Origin of the sequence: Streptomyces sp. NPDC101234 (assembly GCF_044767525.1) — a bacterium.
GTDB lineage: Bacteria > Actinomycetota > Actinomycetes > Streptomycetales > Streptomycetaceae > Streptomyces > Streptomyces sasae.
Map to the genome: position 1 here is coordinate 87,926 of NZ_JBIWOA010000035.1, position 19,551 is coordinate 107,476.

At 68.3% G+C, this 19,551-nt stretch carries 14 protein-coding genes and 4 pseudogenes; 10 read left to right on the forward strand and 8 right to left on the reverse strand.

The features are described 5' to 3' along the window. Nucleotides 1-149: 149 nt before the first annotated feature. Both ACIRR9_RS43515 and ACIRR9_RS43520 read left to right on the forward strand, forming a co-directional pair. Nucleotides 150-1,382, forward strand: coding sequence for a 4-hydroxybenzoate 3-monooxygenase (locus ACIRR9_RS43515; RefSeq protein WP_403764275.1), 1,233 nt, complete (start codon nt 150-152; stop codon nt 1,380-1,382). Nucleotides 1,383-2,339: 957 nt separating this feature from the next. Continuing rightward, nucleotides 2,340-2,514 (forward strand): annotated as a pseudogene (locus ACIRR9_RS43520) (IS630 family transposase); the annotation flags it as partial. Between the two features lie 65 nt (nt 2,515-2,579). Here the strand turns inward: ACIRR9_RS43520 and ACIRR9_RS43525 are convergent. Further along, nucleotides 2,580-3,464 (reverse strand): LysR family transcriptional regulator, encoded by an 885-nt coding sequence (locus tag ACIRR9_RS43525; RefSeq protein ID WP_403764277.1) that lies wholly within the window; start codon nt 3,462-3,464, stop codon nt 2,580-2,582. Nucleotides 3,465-3,563: 99 nt separating this feature from the next. On the opposite strand from ACIRR9_RS43525, the gene ACIRR9_RS43530 reads away from it, so the two are divergent. Both ACIRR9_RS43530 and ACIRR9_RS43535 read left to right on the forward strand, forming a co-directional pair. Continuing rightward, nucleotides 3,564-4,310, forward strand: a complete 747-nt coding sequence (locus ACIRR9_RS43530) for an SDR family oxidoreductase (protein ID WP_403764279.1) — start codon at nt 3,564-3,566, stop codon at nt 4,308-4,310. Nucleotides 4,311-4,867: 557 nt separating this feature from the next. Beyond that, a complete protein-coding gene (locus tag ACIRR9_RS43535; RefSeq protein WP_403764281.1) occupies nt 4,868-5,059 on the forward strand; it encodes a hypothetical protein in 192 nt (63 codons plus the stop codon). 522 nt (nt 5,060-5,581) lie between these two features. Here ACIRR9_RS43535 and ACIRR9_RS43540 read toward each other — a convergent pair. Further along, entirely contained in the window at nt 5,582-6,412 is an 831-nt protein-coding gene (locus ACIRR9_RS43540) for a transglutaminase-like domain-containing protein (protein ID WP_403764283.1), read from the reverse strand. A gap of 369 nt (nt 6,413-6,781) precedes the next feature. On the opposite strand from ACIRR9_RS43540, the gene ACIRR9_RS43545 reads away from it, so the two are divergent. After that, nucleotides 6,782-7,405 carry a PASTA domain-containing protein gene (locus ACIRR9_RS43545; RefSeq protein ID WP_403764285.1) on the forward strand — a complete coding sequence of 208 codons (624 nt, stop codon included), beginning with the start codon at nt 6,782-6,784 and terminating at the stop codon, nt 7,403-7,405. 531 nt (nt 7,406-7,936) lie between these two features. Here ACIRR9_RS43545 and ACIRR9_RS43550 read toward each other — a convergent pair. Beyond that, entirely contained in the window at nt 7,937-8,530 is a 594-nt protein-coding gene (locus ACIRR9_RS43550; protein ID WP_403764287.1) for an isochorismatase family protein, read from the reverse strand. Nucleotides 8,531-9,034: 504 nt separating this feature from the next. Here ACIRR9_RS43550 and ACIRR9_RS43555 point away from each other — a divergent pair. Continuing rightward, nucleotides 9,035-11,836, forward strand: a complete 2,802-nt coding sequence (locus ACIRR9_RS43555) for a lectin (protein ID WP_403764289.1) — start codon at nt 9,035-9,037, stop codon at nt 11,834-11,836. Nucleotides 11,837-12,168: 332 nt separating this feature from the next. Further along, a complete protein-coding gene (locus ACIRR9_RS43560; RefSeq protein ID WP_403764291.1) occupies nt 12,169-12,585 on the forward strand; it encodes a hypothetical protein in 417 nt (138 codons plus the stop codon). 1,026 nt (nt 12,586-13,611) lie between these two features. On the opposite strand, the gene ACIRR9_RS43565 is transcribed toward ACIRR9_RS43560, so the two are convergent. The 3 genes and pseudogenes from ACIRR9_RS43565 to ACIRR9_RS43575 all read right to left on the reverse strand — a co-directional run bounded on the left by ACIRR9_RS43565 (nt 13,612) and on the right by ACIRR9_RS43575 (nt 15,489). Next, nucleotides 13,612-14,088: a hypothetical protein gene (locus ACIRR9_RS43565; protein ID WP_403764293.1), complete on the reverse strand. Its 477-nt coding sequence runs from the start codon at nt 14,086-14,088 to the stop codon at nt 13,612-13,614. A gap of 47 nt (nt 14,089-14,135) precedes the next feature. Continuing rightward, nucleotides 14,136-14,731, reverse strand: a pseudogene (locus ACIRR9_RS43570) (transposase family protein). Between the two features lie 161 nt (nt 14,732-14,892). Next, on the reverse strand, nt 14,893-15,489 hold the full coding sequence (locus ACIRR9_RS43575; protein WP_403764295.1) for an SMI1/KNR4 family protein: 597 nt from the start codon (nt 15,487-15,489) through the stop codon (nt 14,893-14,895). Between the two features lie 113 nt (nt 15,490-15,602). Between ACIRR9_RS43575 and ACIRR9_RS43580 the strand changes: the two are divergent. From ACIRR9_RS43580 to ACIRR9_RS43590, 3 genes and pseudogenes are all read left to right on the forward strand, one after another. Next, a pseudogene (locus ACIRR9_RS43580) lies at nt 15,603-16,860 on the forward strand (transposase). Nucleotides 16,861-17,039: 179 nt separating this feature from the next. Further along, nucleotides 17,040-17,678, forward strand: a complete 639-nt coding sequence (gene istB / locus ACIRR9_RS43585; RefSeq protein ID WP_403764297.1) for an IS21-like element helper ATPase IstB — start codon at nt 17,040-17,042, stop codon at nt 17,676-17,678. Between the two features lie 43 nt (nt 17,679-17,721). Next, a pseudogene (locus tag ACIRR9_RS43590) lies at nt 17,722-18,579 on the forward strand (IS5 family transposase). 18 nt (nt 18,580-18,597) lie between these two features. Here ACIRR9_RS43590 and ACIRR9_RS43595 read toward each other — a convergent pair. Together ACIRR9_RS43595 and ACIRR9_RS43600 are read right to left on the reverse strand one after the other, a co-directional pair. Continuing rightward, nucleotides 18,598-19,059 (reverse strand): hypothetical protein, encoded by a 462-nt coding sequence (locus tag ACIRR9_RS43595; RefSeq protein WP_403764299.1) that lies wholly within the window; start codon nt 19,057-19,059, stop codon nt 18,598-18,600. Nucleotides 19,060-19,138: 79 nt separating this feature from the next. Then, nucleotides 19,139-19,471 carry a hypothetical protein gene (locus ACIRR9_RS43600; protein WP_403764301.1) on the reverse strand — a complete coding sequence of 111 codons (333 nt, stop codon included), beginning with the start codon at nt 19,469-19,471 and terminating at the stop codon, nt 19,139-19,141. Between the last annotated feature and the right edge of the window lie 80 nt (nt 19,472-19,551).

Consider the following 19,551-nt stretch of genomic DNA (forward strand, 5'->3'; position numbering starts at 1 on the left):
CAAGTGCCCTGAACCGAAGCAGACCGAAGCAGACCGAGGCTGTTCGCCCGCGAGACCTGGGTCCTGCTGAAACGCGGACCTCGCCACGACCGCACCGCCCCACCTCCGGCCGCACTCGGCTACGCTGACCAGGGAGGTGCCAAGTCACGATGAGAGAACGGGAATTGGCCGAGGAACGGGAATCCACGACCGTCGTGGTGATCGGCGCCGGACCGGCCGGGCTGACCGTCGCCAACCTGCTGCGCCGATGCGGCATCGACTGCATCGTCCTGGAACGCCGCAGCCGCGAGTACGTCGCCCAGCGGCAGCGCGCCGGCATCGTGGAGAGCCGCGCTGTCCGGATGTTCGAGTCCTGGGGGCTGGCCGACCAGGTGCTGGGCGGCCCGCCGCACGACGGCATCCTGGAGTTCCGGGTCGACGGTGAAAGCCACCTCGTCGACGACAGTGACGGCTCCGAAGGCCCAGGAGCCCGTCTGTGCCCCCAGCAGGTCCTGGTCCAGAAGCTCACCACCGCCCATCTCACCGACGGCGGCGACCTGCGCTACGAAGCGGCCGACGTCTCTCTGTACGACCTGACCGGCGACCGTCCGACCGTGCGCTACCGCTCCACCGACGGCGCCCTCCACGCGATCACCTGCGCCTTCGTCGCCGGCTGCGACGGCGACCACGGCGTCACCCGCACTACCGTCCCCGACGGCGTCCTCGCCGCCCACACCCTCGACCACGGCATCGGCTGGCTCACCGTCCTCGCCGACGCCCCACCCCCCGCTCACCCGCTGCTTGCCATCAGCCCGCAGGGCTTCGCCGCACACTTCCCCCGCGGGCCGCACAGCAGCCGCTACTACCTCCAGTGCCCACCCGACGACCACCCCGACGCCTGGCCCGACCAGCGAGTCTGGGACGCCTTGCGCACCAGACTCGCCGACCCCGCCCTCACCGCGGGCCCGATCACCGACCGCGAGTCCTTCCGGCTGCGCAGCCTCGTCCACGACCCCATGCAGTACGGCCGACTGTTCCTCGTCGGGGACGCCGCCCACATCGTGTCCCCCATGGGTGGCAAAGGCATGAACCTCGCCCTGTACGACGCCGATCTCTTCGCCCGCGCCGTCCGGGACCACATCCGCGACCACGACGACACAGGGCTGCGCACCTACTCGCAGCGCTGTCTGCGACGCGTCTGGAGCGACCAGGAGTTCTCCCACTGGCTGACCCGGACGGTCCACGACGCCGGCGCCGACACCGGCTCCGGCCCGTTCGTGCGCAATCTGGCGCGCGCCCGCCTCGACCGGCTCTTCACCTCCCCGACGGCCGCCCAGGCCTTCGCGGAACTGATGACCGGCCTGGAACCGCCCAAGCACCACTCGGTCCCCACCCGCCGCTGACCACCACGGAAACGCATACGGACCGGCACGACCTCCTGTCCCGTGCCGACACCCCACTCGCCGGTGACTCGCACAGACCACGAAGCTCCGGCCCGCCCGGTGACCTTGGCCGGGTCCCGGCAGGACCGCGGCCGGACGCGCGGAACTTCAGCACCTACGCGGTGCCACACCAGGCACCGTTCCCCCTGCATCGGCAGTGGCTGCCCGTAGGCTGTGATCAGCCGTCGTGGGCAAAGGCGTGATGGGAAATCCGTTTCAATCTTCGAGATTGTGACCGCAGGGTCTGAGCCGGTTCGAGTCCGGTAGCCCGCGACGGTGCGACATCAGGGCATGCGTCCGAGCACCCGACAGGCTCTTTGCGTCACGCGGGCGCCGCCCCCAACTACCGGCCCGGAGCAAGCTGTTCTCCTGGACGGGAATCGCGACGGCACTTCGGAGTTGTGCTCGACGGTGAAGTCGTCGGGCCGACGGGTGACCTGGCGCTGCGAGACCCGCTCCAGCGTGAACTCCGCCTGTCCGCGATCGGCCGGCCGACGCGACCGCGTCAGGTCCCGGGACCGGGTCGTGGTGCGGCGCTTGCGGCGGGCGCCAGACGTACCGCGGACCTCGAGCCGTGAAGGCTTGCTCTGACGGCGACCCGTCTGATGCCGGCAACAGCGATGCCGTCGGGCCGGCTGCACCAGCTGGGAGCCGCGCTCACCGTTCCCAACTTCCGCCGTCATGTGAGCGGTCAGGCCCCGTCGCTGGTCGGCACCTGGGGTCGAGACCGTCGCCCAGAGCCTGCTGGTCCTGCATCTCACCCATTCAGCAAGTGGACTTGATCCGCTTTGACGGACACTCCTGAGCAAAGACACCTGCGAGAGCGGCGGCGACGCCTACGGATGGCTGCTGGGCGCGCTCGGCCTGGGCGCGGTTGGATGTGCGCTGACGGCCGATCCGACTGCTGGGAGTGCTGTGGTGGCCGAACCTGTCCGTGTGCGCAGATTGACCGAGCAGGAAGGGCAGAAGCTGCCGCAGATCGTGCGCCGGGACAGCACCAGCTCGGTTCGCCATCGGCGCGCGATGATGCTGCTGGCCTCCGCCGGCGAGAACCGGGGGCCGTTGATCGTCCAGCTGGTCCAGGCTGACGCGGGCAGCGCGGCGACAGCCCTACGGAACACCTCGCAGAGGCAAGCGGGGTCAGCTGACCGGCAGTTCCTAGCTCTCCCGTCGGGAGGCTGTGCCGAGCAACGTACGTGCGACGTCTTCCAGTGATCCGAGCAGCGGGTTGGAGTCGTCAGCGCGCGTGACGAGCACGACCTCGCAGGGATCGATGTCGATGACGGGTACCAGGGCGATGTCCTCGCGCACAGCAGCGCGTCGATCGCCGGCAGGGAAGATCGCGACACAGTGGCCGGTGGCGATGAGTTCCAGCTTGTCCTCGTAGCTGTCGTCGATTGCGGGTGGGGGCGGTGCCGGGCGGTCGCCGACCGGCTTGGGCGTGCTCCAGACGACCGGAGTGCTGACGCAGGCCACCAGTTCCTCGTCCCACAGAGCCCGCAGGCTGACGGGGTTCTCGTTCGCCAGATGATGACTCGCCGACGTGACGAGTACCCGCGACTCCTCATGGAGCTTGGTCACCCGGAACCCGTCCGTGGGCAAGGGCAGGGGTCTGTATGCGACGAGGGCGTCGATCCGCCCCTCGGCGAGGGCATGCGTGTCCCGCCAGTCGAGGTGCCGGGTGCGGACCTGGCCGTCGGGGTGCCGGCGGCGCAGTTCCTGCACACAGGCGGTGATGACCAGTCCTTCGGCGTAGCCGACGGTGATGGTACGGGGCTGGACGGCGGCCCTGGCCGTGTGAGCGGCTTGCTCGGCCTCCCGGAGCAGTATCCGGGCCCTGGGAAGGAAGGCCTGACCGGCGTCGGTGAGGCTGCTGCCCTGCGGTGAGCGGTCGAAAAGCCGGACACCGAGCTGAGCTTCCAGTCGCTGGATCTGGCGGCTCAGCGACGGCTGCGCCAGATGCAGCTTGGTGGCGGCCCGGCCGAAGTTGCCGTACTCCGCCACGACCGTGAAATAGCGCACGAGCCGCAGATCGACGTCCATTCGCCCAGGGTACGTCGCACACCGCCATACGCCTGGGACATGGCGGCATGCGGAACAGGTCTTGGACATGGTGTACGGGTGGATATTTGACTGGAGGGCATGACCACTTATGACGGCAAGAAGATCGTGATCACAGGCGGAAGCAGCGGTATTGGCCTGGCTGCGGCCCGGTTGTTCGCGGACGGTGGGGCGCACGTGCTGATCACCGGCCGCACCAGCTCCACCCTGGACGCCGCGTCGGAGCAGTTGGGGAACAAGGCGATCGCCGTCCGTAGCGACACCGCGTCCCTGAAGGACATCCAGACGCTGGCCGGCACGGTCCAGGAGCGGTTCGGCGCGGTGGACGCGCTGTTCGTCAACGCCGGCGTCACTGCGTCCGCGCCGTTCGGCTCGACGACGGAGGAAATGTACGATCAGCTGTTCGACATCAACACCAAGGGCCCGTACTTCACAGTGCAGGCGTTGGCGCCGCTGTTGCGCGAGGGAAGCGGCGTGGTCCTCACCACGTCGGTGGTGAACGTCCTGGGCCTCGACGCGCTGAGTGTCTACTCGGCGAGCAAGGCAGCCCTGCGGTCGATGACGCGCACCCTGGCCCGCGAGCTGCTTCCGCGCAAGGTGCGGGTCAATGCCGTGAGCCCCGGCCCGATCGACTCGGGCATCCTGGACCGCTCCTCGCTGCCCGCCGACGTCGTCGAGGCGACGAAGGACACCTACCGGAGCACCATCCCGATGCAGCGGCTGGGGACGTCCGAGGAAGTGGCCGCCGCGGTGGCGTACTTGGCGTTCGACGCGACCTTCTCGACGGGAACGGAGTTCCCTGTCGACGGAGGGGCTTCGCAACTCTAGGTGTTCTGACCGCACAGGTCCGCCGGGGCGTCAGGGCGCGGTGGAGAGGGGGCGTCCGCCCGGCGGATGCCCTTCTCGATGTGACGAGCGTGGCGTGGTGGTACCAACCGGGCGAGGAGCCGCCTCCGAAGTGGTCCACGCCCAGGCCGTGCTCGAGTTCGCGCTAGTCGTGCTTGATGCGCGACCGCCCCGGCCGCTTGCCGCGCCATCGGGTAGCTCGTTCTCTGCGGTCCTCGCGCCGGCAGCCACGCGAGTGCGGCAGTGACATAGTTCGCTCACGTCCGGTCCCGCTCAACGGCCTGTTGCAGGGCGGCGAGCTCCATGGCGCGGTCGTCGGGTGTCTGCCCAGCGGCAACCGGCCGGGCCACCGCCGTGGGCCTGGCCGGCGAGGTGCGGGGTGCACCTTCGTGGCGGCCCGTCGCGGACGGATGGGACAAGACGGCCTACGCGCCCCGTCACGTAAGGGAATTGGTGGCCTCAGGGATGCTCGGAGCGGGGTCGTGCGCGGCTTTCGCGGGGCCTTGGCCACGCGACGGACACGGTGCGCACTCCCGGGGGTGGACAACACCTACGAACAGACCACCATCCCCGAGGCGGCCAAACAGGGGGCGAGCGCCATCGCCGCCGGTGCCTTCCACTCGCTGGCCGTCAAGAACGGCGCAGTCATCGCGCGGGGCAGCGACCTCTATCAACAGACCGACGTACCCGCCACGCTTTCCTCCGGCGTCACCGCCCTCTCCGGCGGCTAACCTGCACTCCCTCGCCGTGAAGAACGGATAGGTCATCGCCTGGGGCAGCGACCGCTACGACTCCACCGCCGTACTGCCGGCCGCGAAATCCGGCCTGTCCGTGGCAAACGTACCGGCGACGTCATCGGCCTCCTCGGAGCCACGCCCCGTGGCGACACGTTCACGGGTGACGGCCTGAGTGCGCCTGACGGCCTGACGGAGTCGAAGAGCAGCAGCCTCGCTCAGCTCATTCAACAGCAACCGAAGCAGCCTCACGCGCTATTTCCCCCTGGTACAACCGTTGCACGGCGACACGCGCCGACACCAAGGTGCGATCAACCATAGCCGGCACGAGGACCCCCGAGGTCGAACCGCACCTGACGCCAAGCGCGGTCCATGGAAGAGAAATGCACGTCGGAGTCCCCTAGGTGCAGCTGTTCCCCGCAGTGGGCCGCCGTCAGGGCGTCCGGGACCGCCGGTCCGGTGGTGTCACTCGTCCTGTCGGGCGGCGATCGCCTCGATCCGATGGACGACGCGGATACGTCAGCTGATCATGTGCTGCGGAACCGTGAGGTTCTCATCGGCGTACACGCCGGTCAGGGCAGCCGCGTCTCCTCCCACGCAGGTCTCGGCAACAGCGTCGATGAGCAGGTCGTAGTCGTGGCCTGTCTTGCCCTCGTAAGCGTCGGTCATCAGGCCCCACTCATCCCAGGGCAGCATCTCCCGCTTGCACAGCGCGGCGAGATCGCGGACGGCGTTGCCGCTTATCTCGGCAGGCCCCCAGGCGTAGTCGACGCCGGCGACCCCGAACATGTGCGGGTTGACCAGACCCTTGCGGTACCGGATCCATGCTTCGCCGCCGGTCAGAAACTCGCTTGGCGCGAGGTCCTCGGGACAGTCGACGTAACCGTGGCCGAGATGCTCGGTATCCACGCGCACCCATCGCTCGTCGTCGGCACTCCAGTACTCGGTGATCCAGTGGTCCACGCCGCGTCCCTCGAGGAAACAGGTGCCGAACCCGCATCGAGCCCGTGAGGGAATGCCCTTCGCACGCAGGAGCGCACTGGCAATGGTCGCGAAGTGGCGGCACGTGCCCACCACCCGCTTTTCCGGCGCCCGGGTCTGGCAGAGCGGCGCGGGGTCGAGCGTGGTGAGCGCAGCGATCAGCTCGCTCACCGGCCGGATGTTCTTCTCCGCGAGCCGCTCTTCAGGTACCCCGAACGCGACGGCGTCAGCGGGTTGAATGACCAGGTTCTGTACGGCGGAACAGATTCCGACCGGGTCGTCCGGCAGCCCATCGAGGAGTCTAAACTGGTCAGCAGTCAGGCGAGTGAGAGGGCCGGGCCGGGAGTAGTCGAGCGTGTCATCGGTCATGACCGGGCATCGTAGAGGGCCGCTCTGACACCGGACTTTCGCTCGGCGCGCTCCCGGCGCCCGTGCCGGAAGCGGTGACATCCTCGAAGCGCATGTCGCGATGCCGGTACGTTGCCGCCCAAGTGCCGCGCGGAGCAGCCGTGGTGGTGCGGGTCCGCGGTCACGACCTCCACAAGCCCACCTCCACGCCGTTCACCGCAGCCCGTCGCTGGCGGTTCCGCTGAGCGGACCGGTGAGCGACAGCCCGCGGACGGCGCCGCACGCTTTCCGCATCCAGGGAAGACGCACATGGGGGAGTTCATGAGAGAAGCATCGAAGTCGACACATCGTCGCGTGCCTGCCGGGACAGCTTCAGCGCTGTGGAGCCGGGTGGCCCGTGTCGCACGCTCGCCCAAGACGGCGGTGCTGGTCGTGGCGGCGCTGGTCGCCACCGCCTTCGCCGTGACGCCCGCCTACGCGGACGATCCCGGACTGAACTGCGCGGCCACCGCGACCGCCTCGGTATCGGTGACGCCCTCACCAGTCGTCTACGGCCGTAACGCCGTGGTGAGTTGGAGCGCGGACTGCGTGGCCAACACGGCCGAGGACGCGCTGGTGATCAGCGGACCGGGATTCGACCCCTCCACCACGATCTTCCCGGTCGGCGGCGGATCGCAGTCCGTGTTCATCAGTCAGACCGGGACCGTCAGCTGGGGCGTTACGGTGGTCGACCTGTCGTCGGACACCGGATTCAGCAGGAACCTGGCCGCTGTCTCGGCTCCGGTCACCGGTGTCACGACGGTGCCCAGCGTGCTGGGTGACACACAGGCACGGGCGAGCCAGGCACTGACCGCCGCCGGGTACGTGCTCGGTGGTGTCGGCAGCGTTGTCGACTGCGACAGCATCAACCGGGTGAGTTCGCAGAGTCCGAGTGCGGGCACCGTGCTGCTCCCGGGATCCGCGGTCTCGATCACGATCGGCAGGAAGCCCACCCCTCCTGCCCAGTGCCCGTGATCAAGCCGATTCCATGCCACCGGGTGCGTGCTGGAGCCGCGGTGCCCGCGGCCCTGGCACGCACCTGGCGAGCAAGGCGTCCGAAAAAGCCCCGTCGGCCGCATTCTCATCCGTCCCCGTCCCCGTCCCCGTCCCCGTCCCCGTCCCCGTCCCGTCCCCGACCCCGACCGAAGACCCATGTCGCCCGTACCAGGCCCGGCTCGGCTCGGGTTCGTTGTGGTGGAGCGTCATGGCCGACTTGTGATCCGGGTTCGTACGAAGGCGGAGGTGAGCCGGCGGATGCGTTCTCCCGGCGTGCTGGTTGTGCCGTCGAGGGCGGCCTGGTCAGTGGGGTCAGGCGGCGAGACACGCGTTCGGGGCGGTGGATCTCGCCGGGGAAGCGCATGCCGCTCTTCCTCGGCTACTGGGCCCGAGACCGCCCGCGCCGACGCCGCTGCGTCGTCGTCGGCGGCGGTGGCAGGGTGTTCGGGGCGGCCCGGAGCGGGGGTCAGGTTTGTCGGAGAGTGTCGGGTGGCGCGTGGTGTTCGTCCATCAGGCGAACACGACCGGACGACCGGTCAGATGCACGCCCGCGTGCCTCATCTCGTCGACGGCCGCGTGGGTGGTGTCGGGGGCGACTCCGGCGGTGTAGTCCAGCAGGACGCGGACGGCGAAGCCGGCACGGACGCCGTCCAGCGCGGTGGCCTTCACGCAGTGGTCGGTGGCGATGCCCACGACGTCCACCGCTGCGATCTTGCGGGCGTGCAGCCAGTCGGCGAGCGGGGTCCCGTCCTCGGTCGAGCCTTCGAAGCCGCTTTTCGAGGCTGAGTGGGCGCCCTTGTAGAACACCTCGTCGACGGTGCCGTCCGCGGCGACGGGCGCGAAGTCGGGGTGGAAGTCGCCGCCCTCGCTTCCGACCACGCAGTGGACCGGGAACGAGGTCGAGAAGTCCGGACGGTCGGAGAAGTGACCACCCGGGTCGATGTGGTGGTCGCGTGTAGCGACCACATGCGCGTACGCGCTGCCCGCCGAACGCCGCACCAGTTCGGCGATGGCCGCCGCGCGGTCCGCACCGCCCTTCACCGGGACGCTGCCGCCCTCGCAGAAGTCCTTCTGCACGTCCACCACGATCAGTCCACGTCGCATGGTTCGTCCTCTCTGTCGTGTGATGCCGGCCCGCAGAAATGATGTGCACACAGACCAGGAGGTCGTCGGCAGCGCTGGGCCGACTGCCCCGCCCTGCACCCCAACGAGTGGGCCCAGGCAGACACGGCGCAGTACGCGCACGTCGTGCCGGAGGCGCTGGGCATCGGGTGGCCGCCGGGTGTCCGGTGTCCCGCCCGGCGGTTGAGGTCCGCGATCCGGGCCGTCGGCACGTTCTCGTGCGGCCCCCTTGCCAACATCATTGACATGTCCCTGTCTCGTGGCTAGCTTCGCGAGGAGTTCCCCTGCGCCCCCGGCGTCCGCAGCGCTAGGGGGCCCATCGAAGCACTCGAATTCCAGGCACCTCGTCTCCACGGTCAGACAACGTTGTCAGCATCGCTGATCCAGGCATCTTGGCAAGCCCGTTCATCGCCCGGGGTGCGTTCCCGACGCGGAGACAACGTTGTCGACCGGCCCTCGCTTCCGAGTAGAGGAGAAACCCCCGTGATGACACGACTGTCGAGACCTCCCGGAACAGCGGCGATCGGTCTCCTCGCCGCCGCGGCGCTGGCCGCGGCCGGGCTGTGCACGCCTGCGTGGGCGGCCGGGAAGGCTGCGCTCGTCACCGCTCCGGCGGCTCTGGTCAATCCGTTCATCGGCACGTCGAACCAGGCCGACGACTTCCCGGGCGCCGACGTCCCGTTCGGCATGGTGCAGTGGAGCCCGGACACCCCGTCGCGCCCCGATGGCGGGGGCTACGAGTACAACGACTCGTCGATCACCGGTTTCAGCCTGACCCACATCGCCGGACCCGGCTGCGGCGCGGCCGGTGACATACCCGTGCTGCCCACGGTGGGGGCCGTGAACACCGGTGCGACGGACGCCTTCTCACACACCAACGAGTCGGCGTCCGCCGGGTCGTACAAGGTCGCGCTCAACAACCAGGTGACCACCGAGCTGACTGCCACGACGCGCAGCGGTATGGCACGCTTCACCTTCCCCTCGACCAGCCAGGCAAATCTGATCTTCAAGTTGACGGGCAGTCAGAACGGCGCCACGTCGACACGGTTCACCAAGGTGTCGAGCACCGAGGTCAGCGGACAGGTGACCAGCGGTCACTTCTGCGGTGCCGCGAACACGTACACCGTCTACTTCGACATGGTCTTCGACCAGCCCTTCGCCTCGCAGGGCAGCTCGGTCGCGAAGACGTCGACCGCTCCCTCCCCGACGCCGGGCAAGGCGTCGAAGAACGCCGCCGAGAAGCCGAACAAGCCGGTGCTGCACGGCAAGAACCCCAGCACCTCGGACTCGAAGTCCACCAAGTCCTCGAAGTCCTCGAAGTCCGCCGAGGACAGCGCGGCCCCCGATGCCGCCGCCTCGAACGGCTACGTCACCTTCAACACCACGACCAACCCGGTTGTACAGGCCAAGGTCGGCATCTCCTACGTGTCGGTCGCGGGCGCGGTCGCCAACCGGACTGCGGAGAACAGTGGTTGGGACTTCGATGCGACCCGCACCGCGGCGCAGAACGCGTGGAACAGCGCGCTCGGCAAGGTGCAGATCGCGGGCGGGACGGCCGCGCAGCAGCAGACCTTCTACACCGCGCTCTACCACTCGCTGCTGCACCCGAACGTGATCAGTGACACCAACGGCCAGTACTACGGCTTCGACGGGAAGACACACACCGTGGACGCCGGTCACAGCGCGGTGTACGCGAACTACTCCGGCTGGGACATCTACCGTTCGCAGGCCCAGCTCGAAGCCCTGGTCGCACCCCAGGTCGCCTCCGACACCGCGCAGTCGATGGTCGACGACTACACGCAGACCGGGATATTCCCCAAGTGGTCGGAGAACAACGGCGAGTCGTACGTCATGGTCGGCGATCCGGCGGACGCCATCCTCGCCGACTACCACGCCTTCGGCGCCCGGAACTTCGACGCCACGACCGCCCTGGCCGACATGGTCAAACAGGCGAGCACGACCAACAACGACCGCCCCGGCCTCGCCTACCTGAACTCGCCCGGATACATGCCGCACGACGGCAGCTACGGCTGCTGCAACTTCTACGGCCCGGTGGCCACCACCCTGGAGTACGACACCGCCGACTTCGCGATCTCCGCGATGGCCGGAGCGCTCGGCGACACCGCGAACCAGAAGACGTACGCCAACCGCGCGCAGGACTGGCGCAACGTGCTCAACCCCGCCTCCGGCTTCGTGGAACCCCGTAACGCCAACGGCGCGTGGACCGGCGGCTTCGACCCCACCAGCGGCACCGACATGGTCGAGGCCGACTCGTGGATCTACACCGGGATGGTGCCCTTCGACATCGGCGGTCTGGCGCACGCCAAGGGCGGCAACACGGCGATGAACCACTACCTGGACACCGTGCTGCGCAGCTACACCGGCGCCAACGGCTACGCCTGGGTCGGCAACGAACCAAGCATCGAACTGCCGTGGGAGTACGACTACACGGGGCAGCCCTACACGACGCAGGGCACGGTGCGGGCGATCCAGGACCAGATCTGGTCGAACACCCCGGGCGGCCTGGCCGACGGCAACGACGACCTCGGCGCGATGAGTGCCTGGTACGTGTGGTCGGCGCTCGGCATGTTCCCCGAGACCCCCGGCACCTCCGATCTCGCCCTGGGATCACCGCTGTTCACGCAGGCCGTCATCACCCTCCCCTCGGGCAGCACGTTGACGGTCAACGGCAACGGCGCCGCCGACAACGCCCCCTACGTCCAGTCCGCGGCATGGAACGGCACGGCGTGGAACAACGCCTACGCTCCCACCACGGCGATCACGGCCGGCGGCACCCTGGACTTCACGCTGGGCACCGCCGCCAACACATCCTGGGCGACCACAGCCACCGCGGCACCGCCCTCGTACGCGGGGGACACCACGGCGCCGGCATCGCCCCGGATCGGACCGCTCACCTCCGCGGTGGCCTCCAGCCTGTGCGTGGACGACGCGTCCTCCGGCACCTCCGACGGCACCCACGTCCAGATCTGGGGCTGTGACAACACCTACGCCCAGGACTGGATCGTCGCCGGCGACGGAACGGTCCGGGCCCTCGGCAAATGCCTGGACGCCGATCACAGCGGCACCACCAACGGCACCCTGATCCAGCTGTGGACCTGCAACGGCACCGGCGCCCAGCAGTGGACCGCCGGCGCCAACGGGTCGCTGGTCAACCCCGAGTCGAACCTGTGCCTGGACGACCCCAACTCCTCGACCACGAACGGCACCCAACTCCAGCTGTACACCTGCAACGGTACGGCGGCCCAGAACTGGAAACTGCCGAGCTGAGGCGTCGGCGAGGGTAGTCGACAGCCCCGCCCGGATGCCTCGGACCGACGGGTTCCCGTGTGCCCGGACCCCATGACCGGGACACACGGGAACCCGTCCGACCGGCTTGAGCAGGAGATGAGGCAGGAATCTCGGCGGCCACAGAGGAAGGTGCCCATCCACGACGGTGCCTGGCCCTCGCCGTGACCGTCGCCGTGCTGACTGCTGCCCCGGCACGGACCGAGGATGCTTCGGATGACCCAACCCCTGGCACACGAGCGTGCTCATCGAGCGCGGCGCCTCCGACGGCCTCTGTAGCCTGGCGTCGCCGTCCGTCGTCGGGGGAGCTGACCGTGGAGAACATCCTGTCCGTGGCCATCGGGGCCGCTACCGGCCTCATAGGTGTGCTGTTCGGCTCGTGGTTCACCGCACGCCGTCAGGACCGTATGTGGCTCCGCGAACAGAAGCTCAAAGCCGGCATCGGCTTCAACACGGCCGTAGTCCAGCTGCTGGACTACCTGAAGGAAACACGGCTGAGTGACGACGGTCCAGGAGCCAACGAGTTGGCGAACCGGCTGCAGGAGGCACGCTCGGCTCTCTACCTGCTCTGCGCCGACGACACCGTCGATCTCGCCGACACTCTCGCGCGTCGAGTCTGGAGCACCCGGCCCACTGACGGCAGTGACGACCGCCGAGCAGAGTTCCGGGAGACGTTGGACCTCCTGCGCCGCTTCACCCACCGGCTCCGGCAAGAGATCGCCAAACCGTAATCCCCATGGAGAGTGCGCCACGCCCACGGCCCGCACGGTGGCCGGCCGCCACCGCCCGGACGCTGCTGTGTCCGTCCGCTGTCCGTCCCTCTATAAGCAGCGAGGGAGCGAAGCGAAGACGGCCGGCCCCCACGGCAGCAGCCCGGACAGGGCCGATACGACGTGGCTCAGCCCCAGCAGTGTCCGGGCGACATCTGCCACTCGGTCCGGTTCAGCGCCACAACGGCGATACCAGCACACAGCACAACGATGACTGCCACGGAGACAGCGCCGAGAAGAGCCAACGAGATCGGTACGCCGAAAGTGGCGCTGCCGGGAAGAGCGGACGGAGGGGCAAAGAACGGCCTCCGAAGAACGACGAAGGCCCCCGGCGACTTCCGGGAGTCCTTGGGCACGGCTCAAGAGAAAAGCCCCCCACTCCTCGATACGAGGAAAGCAGAGCCTGACAATCAGTTCGTGCGCCCTGGGCGCCCGATGGAGGAGAGCCGTAGCACCATCTTTGTGAGAGTCGACTGGCCGCCCTGCGTGGTCGAGTCCGGCAGGCCCATGGGCGTACTTCCGCGGCGAGGGCGTGGTCGATCGACCGCCAGTCCATCCGCACAGCAGATACCGTCACGGCTGCCGCCAGGGGCTTCGACGTGGGCAAGAAGGTCAAGGGCCGCAAGCGATTCATCTCCACCACCCGAGCGTGCGGATGATGTGAGCCGACCAGGGCTTCGCCGACCGTCTGGTCGACTGGACCCGCCCAGGTCCTCAGCCGCGAACTGGAGATGGTGCGTAATGACCCCGGTCAGCGCGGCTTCCAGGTCCAGCCCAAGCGGTGGGCGGTTGAGCGCACGCCGTCGTGGATCACCGCCCACCGACGCCTGGCCCGAGACTACGAGACCAGCGCGGCCCGCTCCGAAACCATCATCCGCTGGGCAATGATCGGCATCATGGTCCGCCGACTCACCCGAGGCCGCCCGGCAACCCGACCAGGTCCTCGACCGCCCTCACCCGCCCCCGGCTGACACAGCGCACGTCCTCTCATGTGTCGTACAAACCGTCCCACGGCGCGCTGAACCCGAGCCGGTTCGGGTAGAACTCGGCCCAGTCGTCCTGCTCCTCTCCCTCCGGGTATTCCCCGTGGCACTCGCTGACCAGACCGAACAGAGTGCCGTCGACCTCCACGGCGAACGGGGCGATCGCGATGTCCGTGAAGTGCCGCCCGGGCAGCGCCTCCAGCCACTCGTAGAGGAGCCGCTGTGCGGCTTCCACCATCGGCGCCTTCGCCGCCCCGTCGGCGACCGTTCCGGCCGCTCGGATCCGGGAGTCCAGGTGCCGACCCGCGGCGTCGAACTCGTGCAACACGGAGTACCACCGCCGCAGTACCCGGCCATCGACGTCCCGGCCTGCGAAAACACCGCTGACGTGGGCGAAGAACTGGCCTTCGTCCCACTGGCCGATAGTGGACGTTCGATAGTTCGGCTCATGCCGAATGGGAACCAGGTCAGGCACAGTCATGGTCGCACCCTACGTGCCGACCACGACAGAATGAGCTCTTTCCATCTTCACTCTGAGCTGGCCAGATGTGGGCAGAGGACAGCCTGAACGAGACGTGTGATGCGGGTGGTCGAGCACCGGAGCTTGCGGAGGAGTCCGGCCTGGGCGAGCGCGTCGACGATGCCGTGCTCGCGGGCCGCGCGGACATCGTGGACGGCCCCGGGCAGGGCTGGAGACGCCCACAGCAGGCGGCCGAAGGGATCGGCGATGCCCTGCACATTCATTTGGTGCTTCTTGTGCTTGCCAGAGCAGAAGGGCCGGTTGATGGCGATCCGGTCGATGGACAGTGGCGTGCCGTCAAGCAGGACGAACGCCTTCATCGAGGCCGTCCGGACCGCCTCGGTGAGTGTCGGAGTCAGCTCGGCCAGGAGGCCGACGGCCTCGGTGATGTGACGGTAGGTGGTGGTGGTGCCGACGCCGAACTCGTCCCCGAGCTGGGCGTAGGGGTGGCCGTTACGGAGTTGAGTGAGGGTGGGCAGAGCCTGCCGCCTCGCGCTCAGGCGCCGCCGTCGGGTGCCGGGGCCTGCCGGCGCTCTCTCAGGTGGGCGGCGAGGAAGCGAAGGGTGGAGCCGGACACGTCCAGCCCGGACGGAGAGACAAGCACACGAAGCCTCTGGTGGAGAGGGATTCCTTGGTCGAGGACCCACCTACCAGGGGCTTCGCCTGCCTGTCAGGCCAACTGCTGTAACCGAGCGCCCCAGCTGACGAGGGCCCGTCGCTTGTAGAGCCATGCGCTGTCCGGAAAGTCGTCCGGGGCCGCCTTGTTCAGAACGGCTCGAAGCTCGGCTGGACGGGGCCGATCTCTCCGGCGGCGACCAGTTCTTCAAGGTCCTCCGGCTCCAGGTACTCCAGGGCTTCCGGGTCGATGCCGTGGTAGCGGTCCACGTCGAGCAGCCGCCGCACGAACGCGAGCGCGAAGGTCGAGAACGGGCCGTCGAAGGTCTCACAGCCCTCTTCATGGACCATCGTGACGACCTTCCACCGGTCCGGGTCTGGGCCGCAGGGCAGGAAGAAGTGCTCGTCGCCGCTGTGGTCGTATCCCCACGAAATCAGCCCACCGGGTTCGGGGTGAAAGGGGTACGGGACATGCTCGGAGTCTCCGATGCTCAGGGCTCTGTCTCGACGCTCAGTGAACGTCTGGTGCGTCGTGCGCATGCGCTCCAGCAACGGACTCGATCCATACGGGTGGAAAACAACGAGCTCACCGGAGATGGACCCGCTGCCGTAGGCATTGAGGAACGTCTTGAAGTCGCTGGGCAAAGCAGAACCTACGTATTGCTCGACTTCGTTCCATTCACCCGGATTCGATTGCCGGCCGACGGGCTCGCCCAGCAGGGCCTGCAACTCATCCAACGAGGACATGCACTGCTCCAAGACTGGTCAGCGGGGATCTGTGCCGCCAACTTAGCCACGTGTTGACGCTTCCTGAAGACTGACCCCCAGACAGTCCGTGAATCTTGACCCCCTCCTGACTCTTGGAGGGTGCTGAAGGGGAGGACTGGGCAGAGATACGCCGACTTTACAGGGCGGAGGGGGTGCCGATCAGGGAGATTGCGCGGCGCCTGGGGGTGGACCGGAACACGGTCCGGCAGCGCTGAACTCCGACCGTCCCCCGAGGTACGAACGCAAGGCCCGCGGCCAGGTCGCGGGCGCTTACGGGGCCGAGATGCGGAACTTGCTGCAGGCGTGGCCGCGGATGTCGGCGCCGGTGATCGCCGAGCGGATCGGGTGGCCCTACTCGCTGCTGCCGCTGCGCAAGCGCCTCGCGCCGATCCGCCCCGAGCGCGTCGGCATCGGCCCGGTCGACCGCGTCGTCTACGAGCCGGGCCAGATCGCGCACTGCGATCTGTGGTTCCCGGAGACAAAGGTGCAGTTCGGGGCAGGTCAGCAGCGCGTTCTTCCGGTGCTGGTCATGACGCTCGGGTTCTCCCGCTTCATGACCGCGGCGATGATCCTCTCCTGGCAGGCCGGCGGCATCCTTTCGGGCATGTGGTCCCTGATCCACGGCATTGGCCGGGTCACGAAGACGCCGGTCTGGGACCGCGAGGCTGCGATCGGCGGCACCGGAAAGGTGACCGCCCCGGCGGCAGCGTTCGCCGGAACCCTGGCCGCCAGGATCCAGTTGGCCCCACCACGGGACCCAGAGTTCAAGGGGCTGGTCGAGCGGAACAACCAATATCTGGAGACCTCGTTCCTGCCCGGCCGGCAGTTCGCCTCACCGTACGACTTCAACCAGCAGCGGGCCGACTGGCTAGGCCCCGCGAACTCACGAACCGTCCGGGCCGTCCAGGGCCGCCCGGTCGATCTCCTGGAGATCGACTACCAGGCGATGACGCCGCTGCCGCCGGTGGCGCCGCCGATCGGGTTCAGTCATCGAATCCGGCTCGGCCGGGACTACTGCGTCGCGTCGACACGGTCGACTACTCGGTGAACCCGCAGGTCATCGTCCGGTTCGTCGACGTCACCGCCTCCCCGCAGGCCGTCACTGTGTTCTGCGACGGCCGCATCGTCGCCGAGCATCCTCGGTCCCGGGCCAAGCACCAGGTCGTCACCGACCCGGTCCACGCGGCCACCGCCGCGAGGATGCGCGAGGCCCTCGCGCTGGACCGCCAACGACGTCAGGCGCCTGTCCGCCAGCACACGGACGGCCATGCCGTCGCTCTACGGGCCCTGCCGGACTACGACGCACTGTTCGGCGTCGACTTCAACCCACCTGCCACGAAAGCGAAGTGATACCTGAGCACAGCCACCAAGCCCAAGCCGGCCGCGACGGGCTCGCCGAAGGGGGCCCGCCGTCGATGCCGGCCTGCCTGACCCGGGTGCTGAAGATGCCCACCATCGGTGCGTTCTGGGAGGAGCTGGCCGAGCAGGCCCGCGACCGGAACTGGTCGCACGAGGAGTAACTGGCCGCCTTGCTGCAGCGGCAGGTCGCCGACCGGGAGAGCAAGGACACCACGATGCGGATCCGTACGGCCCGCTTCCCGCAGGTCAAGACGCTGGAGGACTTCGACCTCGAGCACCTACCCTCGCTTCGCCGTGACGTCCTCGCCCATCTGGCCACGGGGACGTTCGTCGGGAAGGCGGAGAACGTGATCCTGCTCGGGCCGCCCGGGATCGGGATGACGCACCTGGCCATCGGGCTCGGAGTCAAAACCACCCAGGCCGGCTACTCGGTCCTGTTCGACACGGCCCGCAACTGGATCGCCCGGCTTGGCGAAGCCCGCCACTCCGGCCGGATGGAGGCGGAGTTGGAGAAGATCCGCCGCTACAAGTTGAGCACCATCGACGAGGTCGGCTACAACCCGTTCGACCAGGACGCCGCGAACCTGTACTTCCAGCTCATAGCCTCGCGTTACGAGCAGGGCTCGGCGACGGTGACCTCGAACCTGCCCTTCGGGCGGTGGGGAGAGACCTTCTCCGACGACGTGGTCGCGGCCGCGATGATCGACCGCCTGGTCCACCACGCAGCGGTCCTGACCCTGACCGGCGACTCCTACCGCACCCGCCAACGACGCGAACTCCTGGCGAAGGACCGGGCCGGACGGGACTGAGAGCTGGAGAGTGTCTCCTGGATCGGTGGTCAGTTGATCGGATGTGTCCGTTCGATTAGTGATCAGTGATGCGATGTGGGACCGGATCGAGCCGCTGATGCCGGCCAATCCGGTCCGTGGTCGGCGATGGGCCGATCACCGCCGAACCGTGCAGGCCATCGCGTGGAAGTACCGAACCCGCTCGCCTTGGCGGGACCTGCCGGACAAGCTCGGCTCGTTCCAGACCGCACATGAACGGCTGATCAGATGAGCCGTGGTCGGCACGTGGGAACGCATCCTTGCCACGGTCCTGGCAGCGGCCGAGAGGGCCGACGACATCAGCTGGACCGCATCGATGGACTCCTCGGTCTGCCGGGCTCACCAGCACGCCGCCGGAGCCAGGAAAAAGGGGCTCCAGGCCCGGCCGAACCCGAGGACCACGTGCTCGGACGCTCCCGCGGTGGCCCGAGCGCGAAGGTCCACCTCGCCAGCGACGGCCGTGCGCGACCTCTGGCCCTCCGCGTCACCGCAGGTCTGGCTGGCGACGCCCCGGTCTTCGAGACCGTCATGGCTACCATCCGCGTTCCGCGAGGCGGGCCCGGAAGGCCGAGGACCCGGCCCGATGTGGTCCTGGCAGACCGCGCACTCATCCCGCGCGATCCGGAGTCACCTCCGCCGACGTGGAATCCGCGCTGTCATCCCCCAACCGTCCGACCAGATCGGCCACCGGCTGCGGCGAGGCCGCGTCGGCGGTCGCCCACCGGCTTTCGACGCCGAGGCGTACAAGCAGCGCAACGCGGTCGGGCGATGCATCAACCGGCTGGGGCAGTGGCGCGGCCTGGCCATGTGAACGGACAAGCTCGCCATCGCCTACCAGGCGGCACTCCACCTCGCCGCCATCTTCACCCGGTCACGGCGCTGACGATGAAGCGACGGCCTTTCAGTTGTAGAAGAAGAGCTCTAGGTCCTCCATGGATCCAGGCCCGGTGAGGAAGCCCTCAGCCCTCGCGATCTCGTCTGCCGGTGGCAGCTCGCCCGTCAGAAGCTGCCGCATGCAGATTTCTCCCTGCTCGCCGACCGCGTAGATGCCAGACAGCAGCTCAGCCATGCCCGCAGGGTGCGGCGGCCGGCGCCCGGCGACTGGCTGGAGCACCCATCCGCCTGACCGGGCTGCGAGTCGCAGCACCGCGGCCCAGTTCGCGATCCTCCCGATTCGAACGTGCCACGAATCCTTGGTGAAGGGGGCCATCCGCCCGCCACATAGAGGGTTTGTGGCGGCGCCGATGTCCTCGATGACCTGCCGTTCCACGGCGTCACGGACCCAGTGCCCTTCCTGCGCTTCTTCGATGGCGGCTTCCCACCGCATCCACCCGCCGTCGAATCGGTCCGCGAATGTGTCCATGCGGACAGGCTTCCCTGCACGATGCCGCAAGCATTCAAGAGGGGTCAATCAGAGGACCGACTCATCAAAGAGACAGGCTCTACTCAACCCGGAGCTCCTCGGCGACGATCTCCACTTCGCTCGGACCGGTGACGGTCAGCCACTGCAGCACGGAACGGTTGTTGTGATGATGCAGAAGGTGATAGGCATCGACCGGCCACGGGCCGTCCTGAGGCAGTTCCCGCACGACGGCCTGGTCCACGAAATCGCCGTCCGGGGTGCCGATGTCAGCCCTGGCATGCACGATTCCGGCAAGGCGGAGGGTCACGCTGGCCCCCTCCGAACTCAGCACGACAACAGCCTCGCTGGGCTCCAGATCAGTGCGCAGGACGATCGACGTCAACCAGTGGCCGCGCAAGTGCTCAAGACTCACGGCCGCACACTACCCCCGGCGGTTCCCAGCAAGACCGTCCTACAAGACCGGGGTCAACTTTCCCGGAATCCTGGAGGGTC

Excerpts from the sequence above, each read along its gene's own strand:
- ACIRR9_RS43515 (WP_403764275.1), top strand. The coding sequence starts at position 150 with ATGAGAGAACGGGAATTGGCCGAGGAACGGGAATCCACGACCGTCGTG.
- ACIRR9_RS43525 (WP_403764277.1), bottom strand. The coding sequence starts at position 3,464 with ATGGACGTCGATCTGCGGCTCGTGCGCTATTTCACGGTCGTGGCGGAG.
- ACIRR9_RS43530 (WP_403764279.1), top strand. The coding sequence starts at position 3,564 with ATGACCACTTATGACGGCAAGAAGATCGTGATCACAGGCGGAAGCAGC.
- ACIRR9_RS43540 (WP_403764283.1), bottom strand. The coding sequence starts at position 6,412 with ATGACCGATGACACGCTCGACTACTCCCGGCCCGGCCCTCTCACTCGC.
- ACIRR9_RS43550 (WP_403764287.1), bottom strand. The coding sequence starts at position 8,530 with ATGCGACGTGGACTGATCGTGGTGGACGTGCAGAAGGACTTCTGCGAG.
- ACIRR9_RS43555 (WP_403764289.1), top strand. The coding sequence starts at position 9,035 with ATGACACGACTGTCGAGACCTCCCGGAACAGCGGCGATCGGTCTCCTC.
- ACIRR9_RS43565 (WP_403764293.1), bottom strand. The coding sequence starts at position 14,088 with ATGACTGTGCCTGACCTGGTTCCCATTCGGCATGAGCCGAACTATCGA.
- ACIRR9_RS43575 (WP_403764295.1), bottom strand. The coding sequence starts at position 15,489 with ATGTCCTCGTTGGATGAGTTGCAGGCCCTGCTGGGCGAGCCCGTCGGC.
- ACIRR9_RS43595 (WP_403764299.1), bottom strand. The coding sequence starts at position 19,059 with ATGGACACATTCGCGGACCGATTCGACGGCGGGTGGATGCGGTGGGAA.